General features: G+C 59.7%; 12 protein-coding genes and 2 pseudogenes. 6 read left to right on the forward strand and 8 right to left on the reverse strand.

Going from position 1 to position 20,521, the window contains the following annotated elements; genetic code table 11:
- Window positions 1–14 precede the first annotated feature (14 nt).
- On the reverse strand, window positions 15–1,715 hold the full coding sequence (locus KZH41_RS18920) for a glutamine--tRNA ligase/YqeY domain fusion protein (protein ID WP_263273460.1): 1,701 nt from the start codon (window positions 1,713–1,715) through the stop codon (window positions 15–17).
- Window positions 1,716–1,976: 261 nt separating this feature from the next.
- On the opposite strand from KZH41_RS18920, the gene KZH41_RS18925 reads away from it, so the two are divergent.
- Window positions 1,977–2,480, forward strand: coding sequence for a peptidylprolyl isomerase (locus tag KZH41_RS18925; protein ID WP_016977438.1), 504 nt, complete (start codon window positions 1,977–1,979; stop codon window positions 2,478–2,480).
- The gene (locus KZH41_RS18930) at window positions 2,477–3,226 is read left to right on the forward strand and encodes a UDP-2,3-diacylglucosamine diphosphatase (RefSeq protein WP_263273461.1); all 750 of its coding nucleotides are present in this window, start codon (window positions 2,477–2,479) and stop codon (window positions 3,224–3,226) included. The genes KZH41_RS18925 and KZH41_RS18930 overlap by 4 nt, the downstream gene beginning before the upstream one ends.
- Before the next feature lie 149 nt (window positions 3,227–3,375).
- On the opposite strand, the gene KZH41_RS18935 is transcribed toward KZH41_RS18930, so the two are convergent.
- From KZH41_RS18935 to KZH41_RS18950, 4 genes are read right to left on the reverse strand one after another with little or no spacing between them, the layout of a single operon-like run.
- Window positions 3,376–4,905, reverse strand: a complete 1,530-nt coding sequence (locus tag KZH41_RS18935) for a DHA2 family efflux MFS transporter permease subunit (RefSeq protein WP_242150690.1) — start codon at window positions 4,903–4,905, stop codon at window positions 3,376–3,378.
- The gene (locus tag KZH41_RS18940; protein ID WP_263273462.1) at window positions 4,905–6,104 is read right to left on the reverse strand and encodes an efflux RND transporter periplasmic adaptor subunit; all 1,200 of its coding nucleotides are present in this window, start codon (window positions 6,102–6,104) and stop codon (window positions 4,905–4,907) included. Before KZH41_RS18940 ends, KZH41_RS18935 begins: the two co-directional genes overlap by 1 nt.
- A gap of 15 nt (window positions 6,105–6,119) precedes the next feature.
- Entirely contained in the window at window positions 6,120–7,571 is a 1,452-nt protein-coding gene (locus KZH41_RS18945) for an efflux transporter outer membrane subunit (RefSeq protein ID WP_094952917.1), read from the reverse strand.
- A complete protein-coding gene (locus tag KZH41_RS18950; RefSeq protein ID WP_177018411.1) occupies window positions 7,568–8,041 on the reverse strand; it encodes a MarR family winged helix-turn-helix transcriptional regulator in 474 nt (157 codons plus the stop codon). Before KZH41_RS18950 ends, KZH41_RS18945 begins: the two co-directional genes overlap by 4 nt.
- Window positions 8,042–8,607: 566 nt before the next feature.
- Between KZH41_RS18950 and KZH41_RS18955 the strand changes: the two are divergent.
- A pseudogene (locus tag KZH41_RS18955) lies at window positions 8,608–9,544 on the forward strand (IS110 family transposase).
- 488 nt (window positions 9,545–10,032) lie between these two features.
- Window positions 10,033–11,056 (forward strand): annotated as a pseudogene (locus tag KZH41_RS18960) (IS110 family transposase).
- Between the two features lie 825 nt (window positions 11,057–11,881).
- Here KZH41_RS18960 and KZH41_RS18965 read toward each other — a convergent pair.
- From KZH41_RS18965 to KZH41_RS18975, 3 genes are all read right to left on the reverse strand, one after another.
- On the reverse strand, window positions 11,882–15,565 hold the full coding sequence (locus KZH41_RS18965; RefSeq protein ID WP_263273463.1) for a translocation/assembly module TamB domain-containing protein: 3,684 nt from the start codon (window positions 15,563–15,565) through the stop codon (window positions 11,882–11,884).
- Window positions 15,565–17,292, reverse strand: a complete 1,728-nt coding sequence (locus KZH41_RS18970) for an autotransporter assembly complex protein TamA (protein WP_094952538.1) — start codon at window positions 17,290–17,292, stop codon at window positions 15,565–15,567. Before KZH41_RS18970 ends, KZH41_RS18965 begins: the two co-directional genes overlap by 1 nt.
- Window positions 17,293–17,356: 64 nt before the next feature.
- On the reverse strand, window positions 17,357–18,007 hold the full coding sequence (locus KZH41_RS18975; protein WP_263273464.1) for a GNAT family N-acetyltransferase: 651 nt from the start codon (window positions 18,005–18,007) through the stop codon (window positions 17,357–17,359).
- A 170-nt stretch (window positions 18,008–18,177) separates the two neighbouring features.
- Between KZH41_RS18975 and xthA the strand changes: the two genes are divergently transcribed.
- Both xthA and KZH41_RS18985 read left to right on the forward strand, forming a co-directional pair.
- Window positions 18,178–18,990 carry an exodeoxyribonuclease III gene (xthA, locus tag KZH41_RS18980; RefSeq protein ID WP_094952536.1) on the forward strand — a complete coding sequence of 271 codons (813 nt, stop codon included), beginning with the start codon at window positions 18,178–18,180 and terminating at the stop codon, window positions 18,988–18,990.
- A 116-nt stretch (window positions 18,991–19,106) separates the two neighbouring features.
- Window positions 19,107–20,435: a substrate-binding domain-containing protein gene (locus KZH41_RS18985; RefSeq protein WP_094952535.1), complete on the forward strand. Its 1,329-nt coding sequence runs from the start codon at window positions 19,107–19,109 to the stop codon at window positions 20,433–20,435.
- The last annotated feature ends 86 nt before the right edge of the window (window positions 20,436–20,521 follow it).

Consider the following 20,521-nt stretch of genomic DNA (forward strand, 5'->3'; position numbering starts at 1 on the left):
CCCTTAAGACTTAATCACTGGCCCCACGAATCACGCAAGGTCACGGTACGGTTGAATACCGGCTGACCAGGTTTGGAGTCCTTGATATCCGCGCAGAAGTAACCTTCGCGCTCGAACTGGAAACGGTCTTCCGGCTGTGCGTCGCCAAGCGATGGCTCGGCACGACAACCGGTGAGAACTTGCAGCGAGTCAGGGTTGATGTTGTCCAGGAAGCTGGCGCTGTCTTCGGCCTTCTCAGGGTTCGGCGAGCGGAACAGACGATCGTACAGACGTACTTCGCACTCGATGCTGGCAGCGGCCGGCACCCAGTGCACCACGCCCTTGACCTTACGGCCTTCAGGGTTCTTGCCCAATGTTTCTGGGTCGTACGAGCAGCGCAGTTCAACGATGTTGCCATCGGCGTCCTTGATTGCTTCATCGGCACGGATCACGTAGCTGCCGCGCAGGCGCACTTCGCCATTCGGCTCCAGGCGCTTGTAGCCTTTTGGCGGCTCTTCCATGAAGTCATCGCGGTCGATGTAGATTTCACGCGCGAACGGCAGCTTGCGCACGCCGAGTTCTTCTTTCTGCGGATGACGCGGCAGTTCGAGGTTGTCGATCTTGTCTTGCGGGTAGTTGGTGATCACGACTTTCAACGGCCGCAGCACGCACATGGCGCGCGGGGCGTTCGCGTCGAGGTCCTGGCGGATGCTGAACTCGAGCATGCCGAAATCGACCACGCCGTCGGAACGGTTGGTGCCGACCATGTCGCAGAAGTTACGGATCGACGCCGGGGTGTAGCCGCGGCGGCGGAAGCCCGACAGCGTCGACATGCGTGGGTCGTCCCAGCCAAACACGTGCTTTTCATCGACCAGTTGCTTGAGCTTGCGCTTGCTGGTGATGGTGTAGTTCAGGTTCAGGCGGCTGAATTCGTACTGACGCGGGTGCGCCGGTACCGGCAGGCTGTCAAGGAACCATTCGTACAGCGGGCGATGGCTTTCGAACTCCAGGGTGCAGATCGAGTGGGTGATGCCTTCGATGGCGTCCGACTGACCGTGGGTGAAGTCGTAGTTCGGGTAGATGCACCACTTGTCACCGGTCTGGTGGTGGTGGGCATGGCGGATGCGGTACATGATCGGGTCGCGCAGGTTCATGTTCGGCGAGGCCATGTCGATCTTGGCGCGCAGTACACGGGCGCCATCCGGGAACTCACCGGCGCGCATGCGGGCAAACCAGTCCAGGTTCTCTTCGACCGAACGGTCGCGGAACGGGCTGTTCTTGCCAGGCTCAGTCAGGTTGCCACGGTATTCCTTGGCTTGTTCCGGGCTCAGGTCGTCAACGTAGGCCTTGCCAGCCTTGATCAACTCCACTGCCCAGTCGAACAGCTGGTCGAAATACTTGGACGCATAGCGCACTTCACCGGACCATTCGAAGCCCAGCCACTTGATGTCGCTTTCGATGGCGTCGATGTATTCCTGGTCTTCCTTGGCCGGGTTGGTGTCGTCGAAACGCAGGTGCGTAACGCCACCGAACTCCTGGGCCAGGCCGAAATTCACACAGATCGACTTGGCGTGACCGATGTGCAGGTAGCCGTTGGGCTCTGGCGGGAAGCGGGTGACGATCTGCGTGTGCTTGCCCGAATCCAGGTCCGCCTGGATGATCGGGCGCAGGAAATTGACCGGGACGGCAGGTCCGGCCTTGGAATTCGAGGTAGTGTCGACAGTGGGCTTGCTCATAGGATCCTTGAACAGACAGGTTCGTGGCCGGGTGAGGCCAGATAAAACAAAGGGCTCATAATAGCCGAAGCAGTCAAGACACTGACAGGCCACGACCAAAAACTGCTGCTTTAATTACTGCTTTAATGACAGGGGCGGTAAAAAACCACCTCGAAATTCCTGCTGGTCACGCTAAACTGCGCGCCTTGGCACACATTCAGCCAAACCGGTAGCGGCGCCCAGGCGTCCAAACCCACGAATTCCCTGAAAAGAGTAGTGAACATGACTCAAGTCAAACTGACCACCAACCACGGTGACATCGTCATCGAGCTGAACGCCGAGAAAGCGCCGATCACCGTCGCCAACTTCATCGAATACGTGAATGCTGGCCACTACGAAAACACCGTTTTCCACCGTGTCATCGGCAACTTCATGGTCCAGGGCGGCGGTTTCGAGCCTGGCATGAAAGAAAAGAAAGACAAGCGTCCAAGCATCCAGAACGAAGCGGACAACGGCCTTTCCAACGACAAATACACCGTCGCCATGGCCCGTACCATGGAGCCGCATTCGGCCTCCGCACAGTTCTTCATCAACGTGGCCGACAACGCCTTCCTGAACCACAGCGGCAAGAACGTGCAGGGTTGGGGCTACGCCGTGTTCGGTAAAGTCACCGAAGGCCAGGACGTCGTTGACAAGATCAAAGGCGTGCAGACCACCGGTAAAGCCGGTCACCAGGACGTTCCGGTAGAAGACGTTATCGTCGAGAAAGCCGAGATCGTTGGGTGATATTGCTGATTTCAGATTTGCATCTGGAAGAGGGGCGCTCGGATATAACCCGGGCGTTTCTGGATTTGCTCCACGGCCGCGCCCGTGGCGCCCAGGCGTTGTACATTCTGGGGGACTTTTTTGAAGCCTGGATTGGCGACGATGGGATGACACCGTTCCAGCGTTCGATTTGCGCGGCGCTGCGTGAGCTGAGCGACAGCGGCACCCCCATTTTCATCATGCACGGCAACCGCGACTTCCTGATCGGCAAGGCGTTCTGCAAAGCCGCAGGCGCCACCTTGCTCAAGGACCCGAGTGTCGTGCAGCTCGCAGGCGAGCCTGTGCTGTTGATGCACGGCGACAGCCTCTGCACCCGCGACGTCGGCTATATGAAGCTGCGGCGGGTCCTGCGTAACCCGATAGTGCTGTTTATCCTGCGGCACCTGCCCTTGCGCACCCGGCACGCGCTGGCGCGCAAGCTGCGCAGCGAGAGCAGCGCCCAGGTACGCATGAAGGCCAACGACATTGTGGATGTGACACCCGAGGAAGTGCCGCGGGTGATGCAGCAATTTGGCGTACGCACCCTGGTCCACGGCCACACGCACCGCCCCGCCATTCATAAGTTGCAGATTGGTGACCAGGCGGCCAAGCGTATTGTGCTGGGGGATTGGGACAAGCAGGGCTGGGCGTTGCAGGTGGATGAGCAAGGGTTTCAGTTGGCGGCGTTTGACTTCGTCAACCCGCAGCTGGCGTTGCCCGGGGCCTGAATCCCACAACACACATCAAATGTGCAAGCAGGCTTTTGTGGGAGCTGGCTTGCCTGCGATAGCATCGCCTCGGTGTATCTGATGTACCAAGGTGCCTGCATCGCAGGCAAGCCAGCTCACACACTTGATTGCATTTCACACTTTGCAGATCAGTGCCCGGACGCCTCCGGCCCCGCCTTCGCCGCAAACGGCGGCTTGGCCAGCCACACAATCACGATCAAGCCCATGAACATCCACCCCAGCAACGTGAAGTAATCCACGGTGGACATCATGTACGCCTGGCTAGTGAGGATCTGGTCCAGCTGCGCATAGGCCTTGTGCCCTGCCCCACCGAGCGCCTGCAAAGCATCGCGGGTCGCCGAGTCGTAGGTGGTCATGTTCTCGCTCATGTACGCATGGTGCTGGTCCGCGCGGCGAATCCAGATCCAGGTGGTCAACGACGCCGCAAAACTACCGCCCAAGGTCCGCAGAAAGGTCGCAAGACCCGCGCCATCGGCAATTTGGGCCGGCGGCAAGTCGGACATCAAGATGCTCAAGGTCGGCATGAAGAACAGCGCCACGCCAATACCCATGAACAACTGCACCAAGGCGATGTGGGTGAAGTCCACCTCGTTGGTGAAACCAGCGCGCATGAAACAGCTCAAGCCAATCGCCAGGAACGCCAGGCCCGCCAGCAAGCGCAGGTCGAACTTGTGCGCGTACTTGCCGACAAACGGCGACATCAGCACCGGCAGAATGCCGATCGGCGCCACCGCCAGGCCGGCCCAGGTGGCGGTGTAGCCCATCTGGGTTTGCAGCCATTGCGGCAGGATCAGGTTGATGCCGAAGAACCCCGCATAACCCAGCACCAACACGATGGTGCCGATGCGGAAGTTGCGGTAGGCAAACAACCGCAAGTTGACCACCGGGTGCTTATCGGTCATTTCCCAAATGACGAACACCGCCAGGGCTATCGCCGAAATCACTGCACCAATGATGATGAAGTTGGATTCGAACCAGTCCAGGTCGTTGCCCTTGTCGAGGATGATCTGCAAGGCGCCGACACCGACGATCAAGCTCAGCAGGCCGACGTAATCCATCGGCTGGTAGCTGGTGACCACCGGGCGTTTCTTCAGCTGCGAACGCACCACCATCACCGCAAAGATGCCGATGGGCACGTTGATAAAGAAGATCCACGGCCAGCTGTAGCTGTCGGTGATCCAGCCGCCGAGGATCGGGCCGGCAATCGGCGCCACCACCGTGACCATCGCCAGTAACGCCAGGGCCATGCCGCGCCTCGCAGGCGGGTAGACCGCGATCAGCAACGTCTGGGTCATCGGGTACAACGGCCCGGCGACCAAACCTTGCAGTACCCGAAAGCCGATCAGCTCGGGCATCGAGGTGGAAATACCGCAGAGGAACGATGCCAGCACAAACAGGATGGTCGCCCACAAAAACAGCTTCACCTCACCAAAGCGCCGGCTCAACCAGCCGGTGAGTGGCAAGGCGATGGCGTTGCTCACCGCAAACGAGGTGATCACCCAGGTGCCCTGCTCCGAACTCACGCCGAGGTTGCCGGAAATGGTCGGCAACGCCACGTTGGCGATGGTGGTGTCGAGCACCTGCATAAAGGTCGCCAGCGACAGGCCAATAGTGGCCATCAAGAGGCTGGGTGGCGTGAACGAGGCGTTATTGCTCATCAGCGTTGCACAGCCTTAGGCGCGGCGAGGCTGTTGTCATGGATCAACTGGGTGATCATGGCATCGGCTTCGGCCAATTGGCGGTCATACACGTTGGTGGTGAACGAGGCCTTTTGCGGCGCCTGTTGCGCCAGCACTGGGCCGCTCTTATCGTGCAGGTCCACATTGACCAGGGTGCTCAAGCCCACGCGCAGCGGGTGCTTGGCCAGTTCGTCGGCGTTGATGTGGATACGCACAGGCACCCGTTGCACGATCTTGATCCAGTTACCGGTGGCGTTCTGCGCCGGCAGCAGGGCAAACGCGCTGCCGGTACCGGCGCCCAGGCTGTCCACGGTGCCGCTGAACTTCACGTCACTGCCGTAGATGTCCGACTCGATGTCCACCGGCTGACCAATACGCATATCGCGCAGTTGGGTTTCCTTGAAGTTGGCATCGATCCACAGCTGGTCCAGCGGGATCACCGCCATCAACGCGGTGCCCGGCTGCACGCGTTGGCCCAGTTGCACCGTGCGCTTGGCCACGTAACCGGTGACCGGTGCGATCAAGGTACTGCGCGCGTTGGCCAGGTAAGCCTGGCGCAGTTGTGCGGCGGCGGCCTGCACGTCCGGGTGCGACGAAATCACCGTGTCGTCCACCAGCGCGCTGGAGGTCTTCAATTGCTGCTGTACGTTGGCCAGGGCGTTTTGCGCCGAGGTCAGGTCGTCACGGGCATGGGACAGTTCTTCCTGGGAAATCGCGCCGCCGGCGGCGAGGTTCTTACGACGGTTGTAGTTGTCCTGGGCCTTTTGCACGTTGGCATGCTGGGCCAGCACTTGGGCTTTCATGCCATCCACGTTGCTGTACAAGCCCCGCACTTGGCGCACGGTGCGCGCCAGGTTGGCCTTGGCACTTTGCAGGCCGACCGCGGCGTCATTCGGGTCGAAGTTGATCAGCACCTGGCCTTCGTGGACCAAATCGCCATCGTCGGCGCCGATGCTGACCACGGTGCCGGTGACCAGCGGGGTGATTTCCACCACGTTGCCGTTCACATATGCATCGTCGGTGCTTTCGTTGAAACGCCCGTAAAGCTCATACCAGGCCCACACGCCGATGACGCCGAGAATGACGATCAGCGCCAGGCTGAGCAGCATGATTTTGCGTTTGCGCGGGTTGTTGTCTTTGGGTTGCTCTGTTGCGTTAGTGTTTTCGGCAGTGGCCATCACAAATACCTCAAATTATTCCGTGCGTGTAGCGGGGGTGGTTACGGCCACGTTATCGGCGTTGAACCCGCCACCCAGGGCTTGCATCAATTGAATCGACAGATCGATCTGCGCAGCATTCAGGGTCGCCAACTGACGCTGGGCCTGCAGCAATTGCTGCTCGATACTGAGTACATCCAGGTAATTCCCGATCCCTGAGCTATAGCGCTGAACCCCGGTGTCGTAGGACTGCTGGGCAATGTCCGCAGCGTGTTGCTGGGCCTGGATCTGCCGACCGGTATCACGCAATTGCGAGAGGGTGTTGCCGATATCGCCCAAGGCTTGCACCAGGGTTTTGTTGTACTGGGCCACGGCCAGGTCGTAATCAGCGTCGCGCGCATCGAGGTCGGCGCGCAGGCGGCCGCCATCGAAGATCGGCAACGAAATGGTCGGCGCAATGCTGAAGAACCGGCTGGCCGAACCAAACATTGCATCGCCCAGCAACGACTCGGCCCCGGCGCTCGCGCTCAGGTTGAGGTTGGGGTAAAAACGGGTTTTGCTCGCGGCGACGTTCTTGCTCGCCGCCTCCACCCGCCAGCGTGCGGCGATCAAGTCCGGGCGACGGCCCAACAGCTCGGCCGGCAGCACCGAAGGCACGGCGACGGCGCTGGGCTTCAACACATTCGGGCGGCTGAGCTCGTTGCCACGGTCGGGGCCTTTGCCGAGCAACACGGCGAGGGCGATCTTGGCGCTTTGCAGTTGTTTTTCCGCATCGATCAATTGCGACTGGGAGCTGGCTTCCAGGCTTTCGGTCTGCTGGTACTGGTACTGGCTGTCGATGCCGGAACTCAGGCGGCGCTTACTCAACTCGAGCATCTGGCGGGTGCGCTTGAGGTCGTCGGTGGCCAGGTCCCGCACGATGTGCGCCTGACCCAAGTCGCTGTAGGCCTTGGCCACGTTGGCGGCCAGAGTCAGGCGCGCGGCTTGCTGATCGACTTCGGCGGCACGCGCCTGGCCCAAGGCCGCTTCCCAGGCGGCGCGCTGGCCACCCCAGAGGTCAAAGTTGTAGTTGAAGCTGGCGCCGATGTTACGCACGGTGGCGTAGGCATCGCCCTGCCCCAGCGGGTCCTGGTCTTTGGCCAGGCGCGAACGGCTCACGCCGGCGCTGGCATCCAGGGTCGGCATGCGTGCGGCATCGGCAGCATAGGCCGCCGCTTGCGCCTGATGGGCACGGGCGCTGGCGACTTGCATGTCCGGGCTGTTTTGCAGGGCTTCGTGGATCAGGCCGTCGAGCTGTGGGTCACCGAGGCTTTTCCACCAATCAGCAGTGGGCCAGGCGGCGCTGGACAAGGTCACGCCGCTCAAGGATTTGCCGGTTTGCAGCGTGTTAGCGTCGAGGCGTTGGCCTTGGGTGTCGAGGCCGCTGAAGTTGGCACAACCGGCCATGCTCATCGCCACCAGCACCAGGCTAACTGCGCGTGTGTTCATTGATTACCTACCCGCTGGATGACGATGGCGTCACCGGCAGCTACCAGAATTTTCGTGAGGATTTTTTCCAGGGTTTGCAACTCGCCGGGCTCTAGGGCGCCGGCCAGTTCGTTCATCGACTGCGCGCCGATGTGCGGCAGCATGTCCGCCAAGCGTTGGCCGTCTTCGGTGAGTACCAACTGCACCTGACGCCGGTCTTGCTCGGAACGCTTGCGCGCCAGCAGGCCCTTTTGCTCCAGGCGGTCGAGCATGCGGGTCATGGAACCGCTGTCCAGCGACAGGTTGCGGCACAGCTCGGCCGGGGTGTCGACGTCAAACTGGGCAATGATGATCAACACCTTGAACTGTGCGGCGGTGACGCCGTGGGGTTCCATGTGGGTATCGATAATGCGGTCTTTGAGCAGCGCCGCCCGGCCCAGCAACAGGCCGAGGTGGCAGTTGCGAAAGCTGTCAGGGGTGAAGTGGGTCATCGAAAGTCACCTTATTACTGCCTAGGCAGTGAATGTGTGACAAGATGTTACTGCTTAGGCAGCGAATGTCAAATGGAATTATTAGCTTGCTTGCTAATTTGGCGGCAGGTGGGCTGTAGTCCAAACAAATGTGAGAGCTGGCTTGTCTGCGATGACGGTGTGTTAGTCAATAAATCATCGACTGATGTACGGTCATCGCAGCATAGGTATCTACACATCTTTTTATGGGTTGAGTTCTTTGGTTGTCGTGGGGGCGCTGGGTACATATCCGTTGCTGCGGTAACGGCTACCTAGGGTTCCGCCCTTACGGCGGGTCACTTTTGGAAAAGAGCCCGGAATGCCGGCCCAGCCAAAGTAACCAAAAGGGCTCTTGCCCCACCACTCGGCACCTCGCCTAGGCTCGGTGTGCCCTTGTAAGATGATTTTCATCTGCTTCAGACCGTTATGCCCTCGGATTTCGAGATCGTGAGTGAGCGTGGGTCGAAGCAGATTCCTTCCTAAACTAGTCCGAACGGTTGCCAGGGCGCGAAGCCCGATTCTGCAAGGTTGGACGTGAGGAAAACACCATGGACCATGACTCTGCGTTTGTCGGAATTGATGTTTCCAAAACAAGCTCGACTCATTTGTCAGCACCACTGGCCAAGTCGAACAGTTTTCAATACTCAAGAAGGTATCCAGCGTTTAGCTAAACATCTCAAGGCTCAGGAGCCGGTTTTGGTGGTGTTGGAAGCAACTGGGGGTATGAGCGGCTTGCGGCTGCGGAGCTTTGCGCTGCGGGACTGCCAGTCGTTGTCGTCAACCCCGCCAGGTGCGTGATTTCGCCAAAGCTACCGGTCGGTTGGCTAAAACCGATGCTCTGGATGCCCAGGTGATTGCGGAGTTTGCCCAGGCGGTCAAACCCGAGATTCGAGAGATGCCAGATGAACACACTCGTGAGCTGGCAGATCTACTCACTCGACGCCGCCAACTCATCGACATGATCGTGGCGGAGGAGTCTCGGCTGAAGCAGGCGGTATTCAAGGCACTTCGAAGAGACATCAAGGCACATATCACCTGGCTTCAAAAGCGGCTTAAAAGCACAGACGATGACTTGCACGAAGCCATCAAGGCTTCCCCGGTCTGGAAGGCCAATTATGATTTGCTACGCGAGGTCGCTGGTGTTGGCAACGTGCTCGCACTTTCGCTGCTGGCGATGGTTCCGGAGCTGGGCAAGGTTAATCGCAAACAAGTGGCTGCCTTGGTTGGTGTGGCGCCTTTTACTGCGATAGCGGCCTCTACAAAGGGCGTAGACGGATATGGGGTGGTCGAGCTGAGGTTCGAAGTGTGCTTTACATGGCCGTCTTGTCCTCGAAGAGCCATAACCCGGTGATCGAGAGGTTCTACAACCATCTGCTTGCTGCAGGAAAGACGAAGAAAGTAGCGCTGGTTGCATGCATGAGAAAGCTGCTGACGATCTTGAATGCGATGGTGCGCGATCAAAAGCATTTCGCTGAAATGGCTTGAATTTCGACACGGTTGCTCACTCCGGCTTTGGACCGTGGGCCGCCGCCATGGGCCATCCTTGGCCCATCGCGGCTAAACCGGCGTCCTGCCGGTTTACCCACGCTCAAAGCCTGCGTTCGGCCAGCGTGGTTTAACGGGGCGCCTAAGATCAAGATCAAAAGCAGATCAAGATCAAAAGCAAGAGCACGGCGGCCTAGTAGCCGACCTGAGTGGTTAAATCAAAAAGCAAAACCGAGGCGGCCTGCTAGCCGACCTGATCTTAGTGGCTGAACTCAATCTAATGTGGGAGCTGGCTTGCCTGCGATGGCATCAACTGGCTATGCCTGATACACCGAGGTGCCTGCATCGCAGGCAAGCCAGCTCCCACAGAAAAACAGAGTGCCACGGTGCAGGCAGCTAAACTCGATCAAAATAATGAGATGGCTACCCCGCCGCCCCCTGTGAACGCCCACTAAGCTTTCACAGGGGATCTATCGGAGACCGCAGCCATGAGCAAAGTAGACATCACCGCCGTTGACCTTGGTAAGCACAGCTATCACGCTCACGAACAAGATGAGCGTGGCCATGTACTGCTGCGCAAAAGTTTAATCGAGCAGGATTGCTCCAGCATTTAGCTTCCATCGAGCCTTGTACTGTTGTGATGGAAGCCTGCGGCGGCGCCCACTTCATGGCGCAACAAGTCGCCATGCTGGGACACACCCCAAACTTATTGCTCCTCATCTCGTGCGCCCTTACGTAAAAGCAATAAAAACGACTTCGCTGATGCCGAAGCGATTTGTGAGGCAGCTAGTCGCCCAACGATGCGTTTCGTACCAGTAAAACCCAAGCTCAGCAAGCGTTGGCCATGCTCAACTCGGTCCGCGACTCGCTTATCAAGGAACGCACAGCCGCCGTTAATCGAATTCATGCAGGGCTTTTGGAGGTGGGTGTCAGCTTGGCACCGGGCTTTAAATCAGTCAAAGAGGTGCCCGCGTTACTCGAAACAGCCTCATTTCATGGGCTGATCAAAAAGCTGCTGCAAGGGCTGTATGACCACTACGTCTACCTGGATCGTCAGGTTAAGGTTCTCGACAAAGAAGTTGAGAGCCAAGTCGCTGAAGATGATCTGGCTTCTCGTTTGATGACAATTCCCTGCGTTGGCCCGATCACCTCCAGCGTCTTGGCTGCGGAGTTGGGCGATGGCAAGCAGTTCAAATGTGGTCGAGGCTATTCAGCCTCGATAGGACTTGTGCCAAAGCAGCATTCTACTGGCGGTAAAACCGTACTTTTGGGCATCAGCAAGCGCGGAGATCGAAACCAGCGACGCTTGTTTGTTCAATGTGCCCGTATCTACTTGATGCACTTGGATAAGCAAAAAGGGAGTTTGGCCGATTGGGTTCGCAAGCTGCTGGCAGGCCATCGGCACTCAATTTAGTGGTCTGCGCGCTAGCCAACAAGCTGGCAAGAATCGCTTGGTCGATCGCGGCAAACCACACTGAATTTGATGCAGGGCCAAGCGCGATGAACGCTTGACCCTGCTGTCACCCAAGCACCACCCACCTGGTTTTGCGATGCTGGATAACAGATGACGTGAACGGCCAACCGGCCTGACGACAACCCTGAGCTCCCACACGGCTGAAAGGCCGTCCAAATAATTAGGGTCGTTGGGCATCAATTTCTCATCGAGGCGCGGGGCCAATACCCCACTCAGACGCCGAATAGATGAAAGCAAGCCATACACGCCATCAAAGACAGTATTGCAGAAAAGGGGTAACCATAGATGTGGGAGCGGGCTTGCTCGCGAAGGCGGTGGGTCAGTCAGCTCATGTGTAACTGACCCACCGCCCTCGCGAGCAAGCCCGCTCCCACATTGGGATCTCATTACATCAGCTAGATAGGGTGGTGCTCTGCTTCTGCTCTGCTTCTGCTCTGTTTTTGCCCTGCTTTTGCTTCAACCACTCAGGTCGGCTACTAGGCCGCCGTGCTCTTGCTTTTGATCTTGATCTTGATCTTAGGCGCCCCGTTAAACCACGCTGGCCGAACGCAGGCTTGAATCCGTGGGTAACCCGGCAGGACGCCGGGTTAGCCGCGATGGGCCAAGGATGGCCCATGGCGGCGGCCCACGGATTCAAGCCGGAGTGAGGGCATGCCGAGCCTGGCGAGGCACCGAGTGGTGGGGCAAGAGCCCTTTGGTTACTTTTGGGGCTCTTTTCCAAAGTGACCCGCCGTAAGGGCGGAACCAATAGCCGCCGTTACCACAGCAACGGATATGTACCCATATCTACCTAACCCCGAGTTGCGTAGATACCCATGCCCATCGCAGACAAGCCAGCCCCCACATTTTTACGGCGTAAGGGTTTAGAAATCCCGCTTGTAGAAAATATCCAGCGAACTGGCCACACCACTGGCCACCTCCAGATACACCTTCTTGCTCAACAAGTAGCGCAAGGCAATGGTGCTCGCCGGCTCAAACACCCCAACCCCATAACGCAGGCTGAGCTTCTCGGTGATCTTGCCGCTGGCCACCACGGAAGTGTTATTGCCGGAGCCCTGGGTGTCGAGGTCGAAGTCCTGAATCCCCAGCTTAGTGGCGATATCCGAAGTCACCCCGGCACTGCCCATCAAGCCCAGGCCCAAGGCGGCTTCGGCGAGCATGTTGTTGTCTTCACCGGTGTTGTTACGCGAACGCCCCAGCACCAAGTACGACAGCGCATCCTCCTGGGACATGGCTGGCTCGGAGAAGATCTGCGTAGTCGGCTGTTCGGCGCTGCCGCTCAGGCGAATACCGGCGGTCACGGTCCTGGACGGCTCGGTGACCACGCGTATCGCTTCGATATCCAGGAACGGCTGGTCCAGCGGCCCTGCAAACAACAGCCGAGCGCGCCGCACGTTGAGCCGCTGCCCATAAGCGCGGTAACGACCGTCGTTGAGCCACAGCTCGCCACGGGTGTCCATGTTGTCGCCGATATGCACCTGGCCCTGCACCTTGGCGGTGAGGCCGAAGCCCGCGAAGTTGAGCTGGTCCTCGCCCACCACCACGTCGATGTCCATGGCCATTGCCATCGGCGGCTTGCCCTCTTCGGTCTGGCTGCCGACGATCAGCGTGTCATCCGACACCTTGACCGTCGACGGTGGCAGTTCACGCACAGTGATATCGCCACGCGGGATGTGCACCTTGCCGGCAATCGCCAACTTGTCGTTTTTAAGGCTGATTTTCAGGTCCGGCGCCACTTCCAGCGCCGCATAAGGCTCCACTGTAACCGGCAGTTTCGAGCCTTGCAGGCTAAGGTCCACCACCAGGGCCTGGCCCCAGTCGATCTGCCCCTTGAGGCTGCCCTGCCCGGCCTTGCCGCTGTGCCAAGCACCGTTCAACTGCACGCTTTCGCCGGCAATCAACGCCTGCACGTTCAAGCCTTCAAGGCTGATCGGCAACTCAGGCCCGGAGACCTCGCCGCCCACCAGGTTCACGCTGCCGTTGACCTGCGGCGCCAGCAACCCACCGGAGATGCGGCCGTTGCCGTTGAGCTTGCCGTTGAGTTTTTCCACCATCGGCACAAACGGCCGCGCCACGGCGAGGTCCAGGCCGTTGAGGCTGAAAGTCCCGGTGATCGGCTTGTTCTTCGGCAACGGGTTGATCTGTGCCTGCAACAGCAACTCGCCAAGCTTGCCGCCGCGGAAATTCAGCTGGGTGTCGATGCGCTGGGGATTAAGGGTGGTTTCCAGTTTCAGAGTGTCATAGGGGAAGTCCAGCCACTGGTCCTTGTCCTTGACGCGCAAGGTGCCACCGCTGGCATCCACCGCGATCACACCTTTAGGGCCGCTGGCGGGCAGGTCCAGTTGAACATCGGCATTGAGCTTACCCTGCCAGGCAAAATCTTTAGGCAAAAAGGCCGCCAGACTGTCGATGGGGAATTGCTTGAGGTGGTAGCGCAGCTTCGGCTCCGGCATCAGCCGTTGGTCTTCACCGCACAGGCTTGCAGGGCCGGACACCCAGCAGTGAGCGGAAAAGGTCAGCTTGCCGTCGGCCAAACGCTCGATTTTTGCCGGGGCTTGCAGCTTCCAGTCCTGGCCGCCGGCTTGTACATCACCGCTGGCCAGGCGCCCGCGCCAGTTGCCTTTGTCGAGGTTACCGTCCAAGGCCAGGGCCAGTTTGACCAAGGGGCCAGCCAGGTCCAGCTGGACTTTCTGGCTCTTGATATCGCCTTGGGCGCTGGCGGTCAGGGTGCCGACCTGGGTCTCACCGGCTTGGATGCCGCTGCCCTTGAGGTCGATCTTCGCGCGCTGGGCGTTGTCGAGCGTGGCGCCGAGGTTGAGGCTTTGCAGATGGTTATCGGCGAACGCCAGTTGCTGGCCCTTGAGGTCGAGCTTGCCCTGTGGCGCCTTCAATGTGCCGGCGACATCCACACGCCCATTGATTTGCCCACGTAACTGCGGCCACAGCTGGGCTAGGCGCGCCAGCTTGATGTCGATCTGCCCGGCCAGGCGCTGTTGCAGGCTGCCACTGCCGTTGATGCGGTTATCACCTAGGCGGATATCCAGGTTGGCCAGCGTCCATTGCTCACCCGCGCCTTCGGCCTTGGCCGCCAGCACGGCGGTTTGGCCGCGCAAACGACCCTTGAGATCGAGGTCGGCATTGAGCTTGAGCTGTTCATTTTTGAACTCGCCTTTGCTGCGCAAAGGGCCAGCCAAGGTGCCCGGCAACTCAGCGACCCAGTACGCCGGGTTCAACGCCGACAGATCCAGCGCGGTGTCCCAGGCAATGCCGTCGGCAAATTGCAGGTTCAGGTGGCCTTCGGCCTTGCCCTGGCCCGCCGTCAATTTAAGCTCAGGCAGGAAGACTTGCTTGAGGTCGCCACTGAACGGCGTGACCACATTGAACTTGCCGGCCGGGCCGTCGAGGTCAGCCTTGAGGTTGCCCAGGTAGTTGCCGTCTTTGTAGAAGACTTCGCCATTAAAGGTGCGCAATGCCACCTGCGGCTCGTCGATCAGTGGGTAGAGGCGGTGCCAGGGGAAATCCAGCCAGTCGATCTTGGCGTCGGCACTGAAGCCTTGTTGCCAGTCCAGATTGGCGCTGAGCTTGAGGCTTTGTTTGTCGCCGGCCGTCAAATCCAGGCCAGCGATCTGCGCACCTTTGGCGTCGACCTTGCCTTGCAGCAGCAAGTCCACAGGACCTTTTTGCGCAGGTAGCACGGCCTTGCCCAGTAGTTGATAGCCGTTACTCAGGTCGCCCTTGGCGGTGAGGTCCAGTTGATTGAGTTGCAGGGTATCGGGCAAATCGGCGCTGGGTTTGAAGCCGTCGGCGGTGATGCGTAATTGGGCGGGCAGGTTCTCCACCAGCGGTTGCAGCTCGCCGCTGAGTTTGGCGGGCAGGTAGCCGCTGCTGTCGGCATCCAGCGTGAGGGTCTTGAGCAAGTCGCCGTCGACCTTGAGCGCAACCTTCCACGGCGCGCCGCCGGGCGCATACGGCAGGCTCAGGTTGCCGGTGGCACTCAACGGCCAGTTGCCAGTAGGCTGCAGCAAGCCGGCCAGGTCCAGCACCAGATCATCACGCTGCAAATGCACCGAGTCGATCTGCATGCCCGCCGCCGTCCAATGCGCCGCCAGTTGCAAGCCCTTGAGTTCTTCGCTGCCGTTAAACAGCAGGCTACCGACGCGAACGTCGCCCAATTGGATGGCAACCGGCAACTTCAAATCCGGCAAGGAGATGGGGCCGCTGCTCGGCTCATTGCTCGGCGGGAATTGCAGGCTGACCTGCTCCACATCCAGCTGATTGATGCACAACGTCATGCGCAGCAAGCAGCCCGGTGACCAATCAAACTTCGGTGCATTGAGCTCGACCCGACTGGTGTCTTGCTGCCACAGGAGATGGTCGGCGCTCCACTGACCGCCCAGGTGCCCCTGGAAATTCTCCACGCTCAAACCCGGCACCTGGCCCAAGGCCCAGCGGCTGCCTGCTTGAGTGCCAAGCACGGTCCACAGCGCCAACAACACCAAGGCAAGGACCGCCACAATGGCCAGCCCCGCTATTTTCAAACCACGCATCACAGCTCAGGCCCCATGGAAAAGTGCAAACGAATGCCGCCCGGATCTTCGAGGGCATGGGCCAGGTCGAGGCGAATCGGCCCGACCGGCGACACCCAGCGCACACCCACGCCCACACCGGTTTTCAAGCTGGGCATTTCCAGGGTGTTGAAGGAATTGCCTTGGTCGATAAAGGTCGCGATCCGCCATTTTTCGGCGATGGAATATTGATACTCGGCGCTCAGGGCCATCATGTAGCGACCACCGATGCGGTCACCACGGTCGTTCTCGGGCGACAGCGTCTGGTATTCGTAACCGCGTACGCTTTGGTCACCACCGGCGAAGAAGCGCAGCGAGGGTGGCACGGACCTGTAGCCGTTGGTGGCACTGCCGCCGAACTGCGCACGGCCCAGGAAGCGGTGGTTATCCCACAGGGTGGTCAAGCCTTTGATCGTCGCTGTGCCGTACAGCAGGTTGGTGTCGGAACCCAGGCCTTCTTTGGCAACTTTGGTATCGAACATCAAACGATAGCCATGGTGCGGGTCGATACGGTTGTCGCTGCGCAGGTAGGAATAGTTGATCCCAGGCATCACCAGATTACTGAGGCCCGAGTCATTACCCAGGCGGTATTCTTCGCGCTGGTACTTGAGCGAGATGACGCGTGTCCAGCCGCTGGGCAATTTGCTGTGCCATTCAGGCCCCAGGGTGAGCAGCTTGCTCAGGGTGTCGGTATTGGCGATTTCTTCATTCTGGTAACCACCGGCAAAGCGCAGTTTGTCGGTCAGCGGCGGGTCCAACGGAATGTCGTACCACAGGCCGACGTTTTGCCGTGGCGCCGACAATTCGGCTTCCCAGCCATAGCTGTGGCCCTGGGGGTTGACCCAGTGGCGGGTCCAGTTGGCTTTGCCACGCGGGCCGACGTCGGTGGAGTAACCGAGGCCTAGGCCCATGGTGCGTGGCTTGCGGGTTTCCAGTTGCACCGCCACCGGAATCACATCATTGGCCGAGGCGGCGGGCGTGGCGTCCACGCGCACAGCCTCGAAGAAGCCGCTCGATTGCAGGTTCTGGTTGAGTTCGGCGATGAGTTCGGAATCGTAAGGCGCGCCGTTTTTGAACGGCACCATGCGCTGCAGCAGGTCTTCATCAAAGGGCGTGTCGCCGGCGAAGCTGACCTTGCCCATGGTGTAACGCGCGCCGCTGTCGTAGATGAGTTCGATATCGGCGACGCCCGCCTGGGGATCGACCAAAAGTTTCTGACTGGTAAAGCGCCCACTGAAAAAGCCGTAGCGTGAGGCCTGGTTCTGGATCAGACGCTTGGCGTCTTCGTAATTGCCGTGGTTGAGCACGGCGCCGGATTTGAGTTCGCTGCTTTCAGGCACGCGAAAGGCCTTGAGGCTCGCGGCCTGGCCGTCAACCCGAATGGTCACGTTGCGCAAATGAATCGGCTCGCCGGGGTCGATGGTGAGGATCAGGCGCGGGTTCTTGCCGCCTTTCACATCACTGGCGATCTGTGGCTGATAGAAGCCCAGCGCCTGGGCCGCCTTGCGCGCCTGTTCTTCAGCGCCACGGCTGAAGCGCTGCAAGGCTTCTTCGTCACGATCGCCGACCCCGCCGATATAGCCTTCAATGTTGGCTTTCAACGCGTCGTTTGAGGGTTTGACCCGCACGTCCAATTCGCTTTGCGCCAAGGCGCCGCAGCTTGTGAACAGCAGAATCAAGCCGCTGGTAAATCTTCCTGGAAACTTCATAGGCGCGGATGCTACACGAGCTAGGGAGACTCTTTGAACCCGGATTTATCTGAATAATTCTGTCTTAAGCTGTTGCAGCCTGTAACGCCTGGGGATTTGGGTGAAAAAACACATGTTCCAGGACGGGTCCTACGGCCACTTCACCGATTTCCTCATAGCCCTGGCGCTTATAGAAATCCAGGTAACGTGAGTTACCGGTATCGAGTACCACGCCGTTTGAATGCGGGTCTTCGGCGCACCAATTGTGCACGGCCTGCAACAGTTGCTCGCCGTAGTGTTTGCCCTGGAACTGCGGGTGAATGCCCAGTATCGGCAACACATGCACCGACTCGCTCGGCAGGCACGCCAGCACTGCGTGATGGTAATCCAGGTAACGCCGCGTGCCGCGCACGCCGGTGCTCAGCCACATGCGCAATTGCCAGGCCCAACTCTCGGTAATGCCCAGGCGCCGCTGCGGTGGCGCGATCAGGGCGATGCCGATCAGCCGGTCGGTGACGAACAGGCCGATGGCGGGAAGCTTTTGGAAAAAATGCTGCTTGACCAGTTCACGCACGGTGGCGCGAACCCGCTGTTCATAGCCTGCGCGTTCAGCTTCGAAGATGTAGGCCCATGTCGGCTCATGCCGATAGGCCTGGTAGAGCATGGAGCGCGCCTCGCGGGAATAGCCGCTGTTGAGCAGGCGAATCTCGGCAATGGCAGTCGAAGTGTCAGGCATACAGTGAATCTCCCTGGGCACCATTCAAAAAAGATGGCGTTCTTATGGGTACGAACCTACGCAGCACCAGTCGTTCCCAGACAGTAGCAGTGCATGCGCCCTACCGCCACGCTGGCCCCCGCCTGACTTGTCGGCTAGCATCGCCCTTTTGCCAGACTGGACTGCCGACCATGAAAATCGTCTCCTTCAATATCAACGGGCTGCGCGCCCGCCCCCATCAGCTGGCGGCGCTGATTGAAAAGCATCAACCCGACGTGATCGGCCTGCAGGAAACCAAGGTTCACGATGACCAGTTCCCGCTCGCCGAAGTGCAGGCTTTGGGCTATCACGTGTACTACCACGGGCAAAAAGGCCATTACGGCGTGGCCCTGCTTTCGCGCAAGCCGGCATTGAGCCTGCACAAAGGTTTTGCCACCGACGAAGAAGACGCTCAGCGCCGCTTTATCTGGGGCACCTTCGCCGATGAAAACGGCAACCCCGTGACCATCATGAACGGCTACTTCCCCCAGGGCGAAAGCCGCGACCACCCGACCAAGTTCCCGGCCAAGCAACGCTTCTACGAAGATTTGCAGCACCTGCTGGAAAGCCAGTTCAGCAATGACCAGCCATTGGTGGTGATGGGTGACATCAACATCTCCCCGCAAGATTGCGACATCGGCATCGGCGCCGACAACGCCAAGCGCTGGCTGAAAACCGGTAAGTGCAGCTTTTTGCCCGAGGAGCGCGAGTGGATGGCGCGCCTGAAAAACTGGGGCCTGGTGGACAGCTTCCGCCACCTCAACCCGGACGTGACTGACCGTTTCAGCTGGTTCGACTACCGCAGCCGGGGGTTTGAGGATGAGCCCAAGCGTGGGCTGCGCATTGACGTGATCATGGCGTCCAACGGCTTGCTGCCGCGGGTCAAGGATGCGGGCGTGGATTACGACTTGCGCGGTTTGGAAAAGCCGTCGGACCATGCGCCGATCTGGCTGGAATTGAGCTGACTCGACTCAATGTGGGAGCCAGCTCCCACCTTTGGGTTTGTTGTGCGCCAGTCACAATATTGAAATCCAATTGACTTAATCTCCCGGCACCCCCTTTGGCTTAAGAAGGTGCCGGCATGATGCTGCGCGTTCTGCTCCTGTTGATCCTGCCCCTGTGCGCAGTGGCTGCTCCCCTGCCCGTTCCCGACCAAGGCCCTGCTCTACGCATTCAGGGCTCCAACACCATTGGCGCAGCGCTCGGGCCCGCATTGGTCAAAGGCCTGATGGAACACCAGGGCCTGCAGGCAGTGCACAGCGAGCCTGGCGAAGGCGCCAATGAACAGCGGGTGATCGGCAAGACGCGCCAGGGCAAATCGGTGATTGTTGAGGTGGCCGCCCACGGCTCCAGCACCGGGTTTAGCGCGCTGAAAAAAGCCAGTGCCGACCTCGCCGCGTCTTCGCGCCCGATCAAGGACAACGAACTCGTAGACCTTGAACCCCTCGGCGACCTGAAAAGCCCAGAGGCCGAACAGGTGATCGCCATCGACGGCCTGGCCATCATCCTCCACCCGCGCAACCCGCTGGACACGCTGAACACCGAACAGCTGGCGCAGATCTTCAACGGTGAGATCAGCACCTGGGAGGCGCTCGGCGGGAGCGGCGGCGCCATTCATTTATATGCGCGCGATGATCAATCCGGCACCTACGACACCTTCAAGGAACTGGTGCTGCGCCTGCGCGGCAAGCCCCTGGCCGGGTCGGCCAAACGTTTCGAGTCCAGCGAAGCCTTGTCCGATGCCGTGAGCCATGACCCTCAAGGCATTGGGTTTATCGGCCTGCCATCGGTGCGCGAGGCCAAGGCGGTAGCCATTGTCGATGGCGACTCTCAGCCCATGTTGCCCGTGACCCGCCTGATTGCTACCGAGGATTACCCGCTGTCACGCCGGCTGTACTTTTACCTGCCGCCGTCGGGGCGTAATCCTTGGGCCAAGGCACTCGTGGACTTCACCCAAAGCAGTAAGGGCCAGGCGATTGTGGCAGCCAATGGCTTTATTGCGCAGCAAGTGCAGGCGATCAGCGTGGCGTCGCGCCCCTCAATGCCCGAGGATTATCAAGCCATCGCCCGTGACGCCCAGCGTTTGACCGTGAACTTTCGTTTCGAGGAAGGCAGTGCAAGCCTGGACAACAAGGCGCGCCAGGATTTGCAGCGGGTGGTGGCGTATATCAACAGCCACGGCAAGCTCGACAAGCAGGTCACGCTGGTGGGGTTTGGCGATGCCAAGAGTGATCCGCAGCGCGCGGCGCTGTTGTCGAAGTTGCGGGCGATGGCGGTGCGGCGTGAACTGGTCAAGAGCGGTGTGGTGCTGCGTGATATACGCGGGTTGGGTGCGCAGATGCCGGTGGCGGCGAATACGGCGGATGAGGGGCGGATCAAGAATCGACGGGTGGAGGTTTGGGTGTACTGACCCCTGGGTTGTGTGTTGTAAACACTGGCCTCATCGCGGGCAAGCCCGGCTCCCACAGTTGACCGAGTTGTTCTGGAGAACACGGG

The sequence above is a fragment of the Pseudomonas sp. YeP6b genome (assembly GCF_025642995.1).
Taxonomy (GTDB): domain Bacteria; phylum Pseudomonadota; class Gammaproteobacteria; order Pseudomonadales; family Pseudomonadaceae; genus Aquipseudomonas.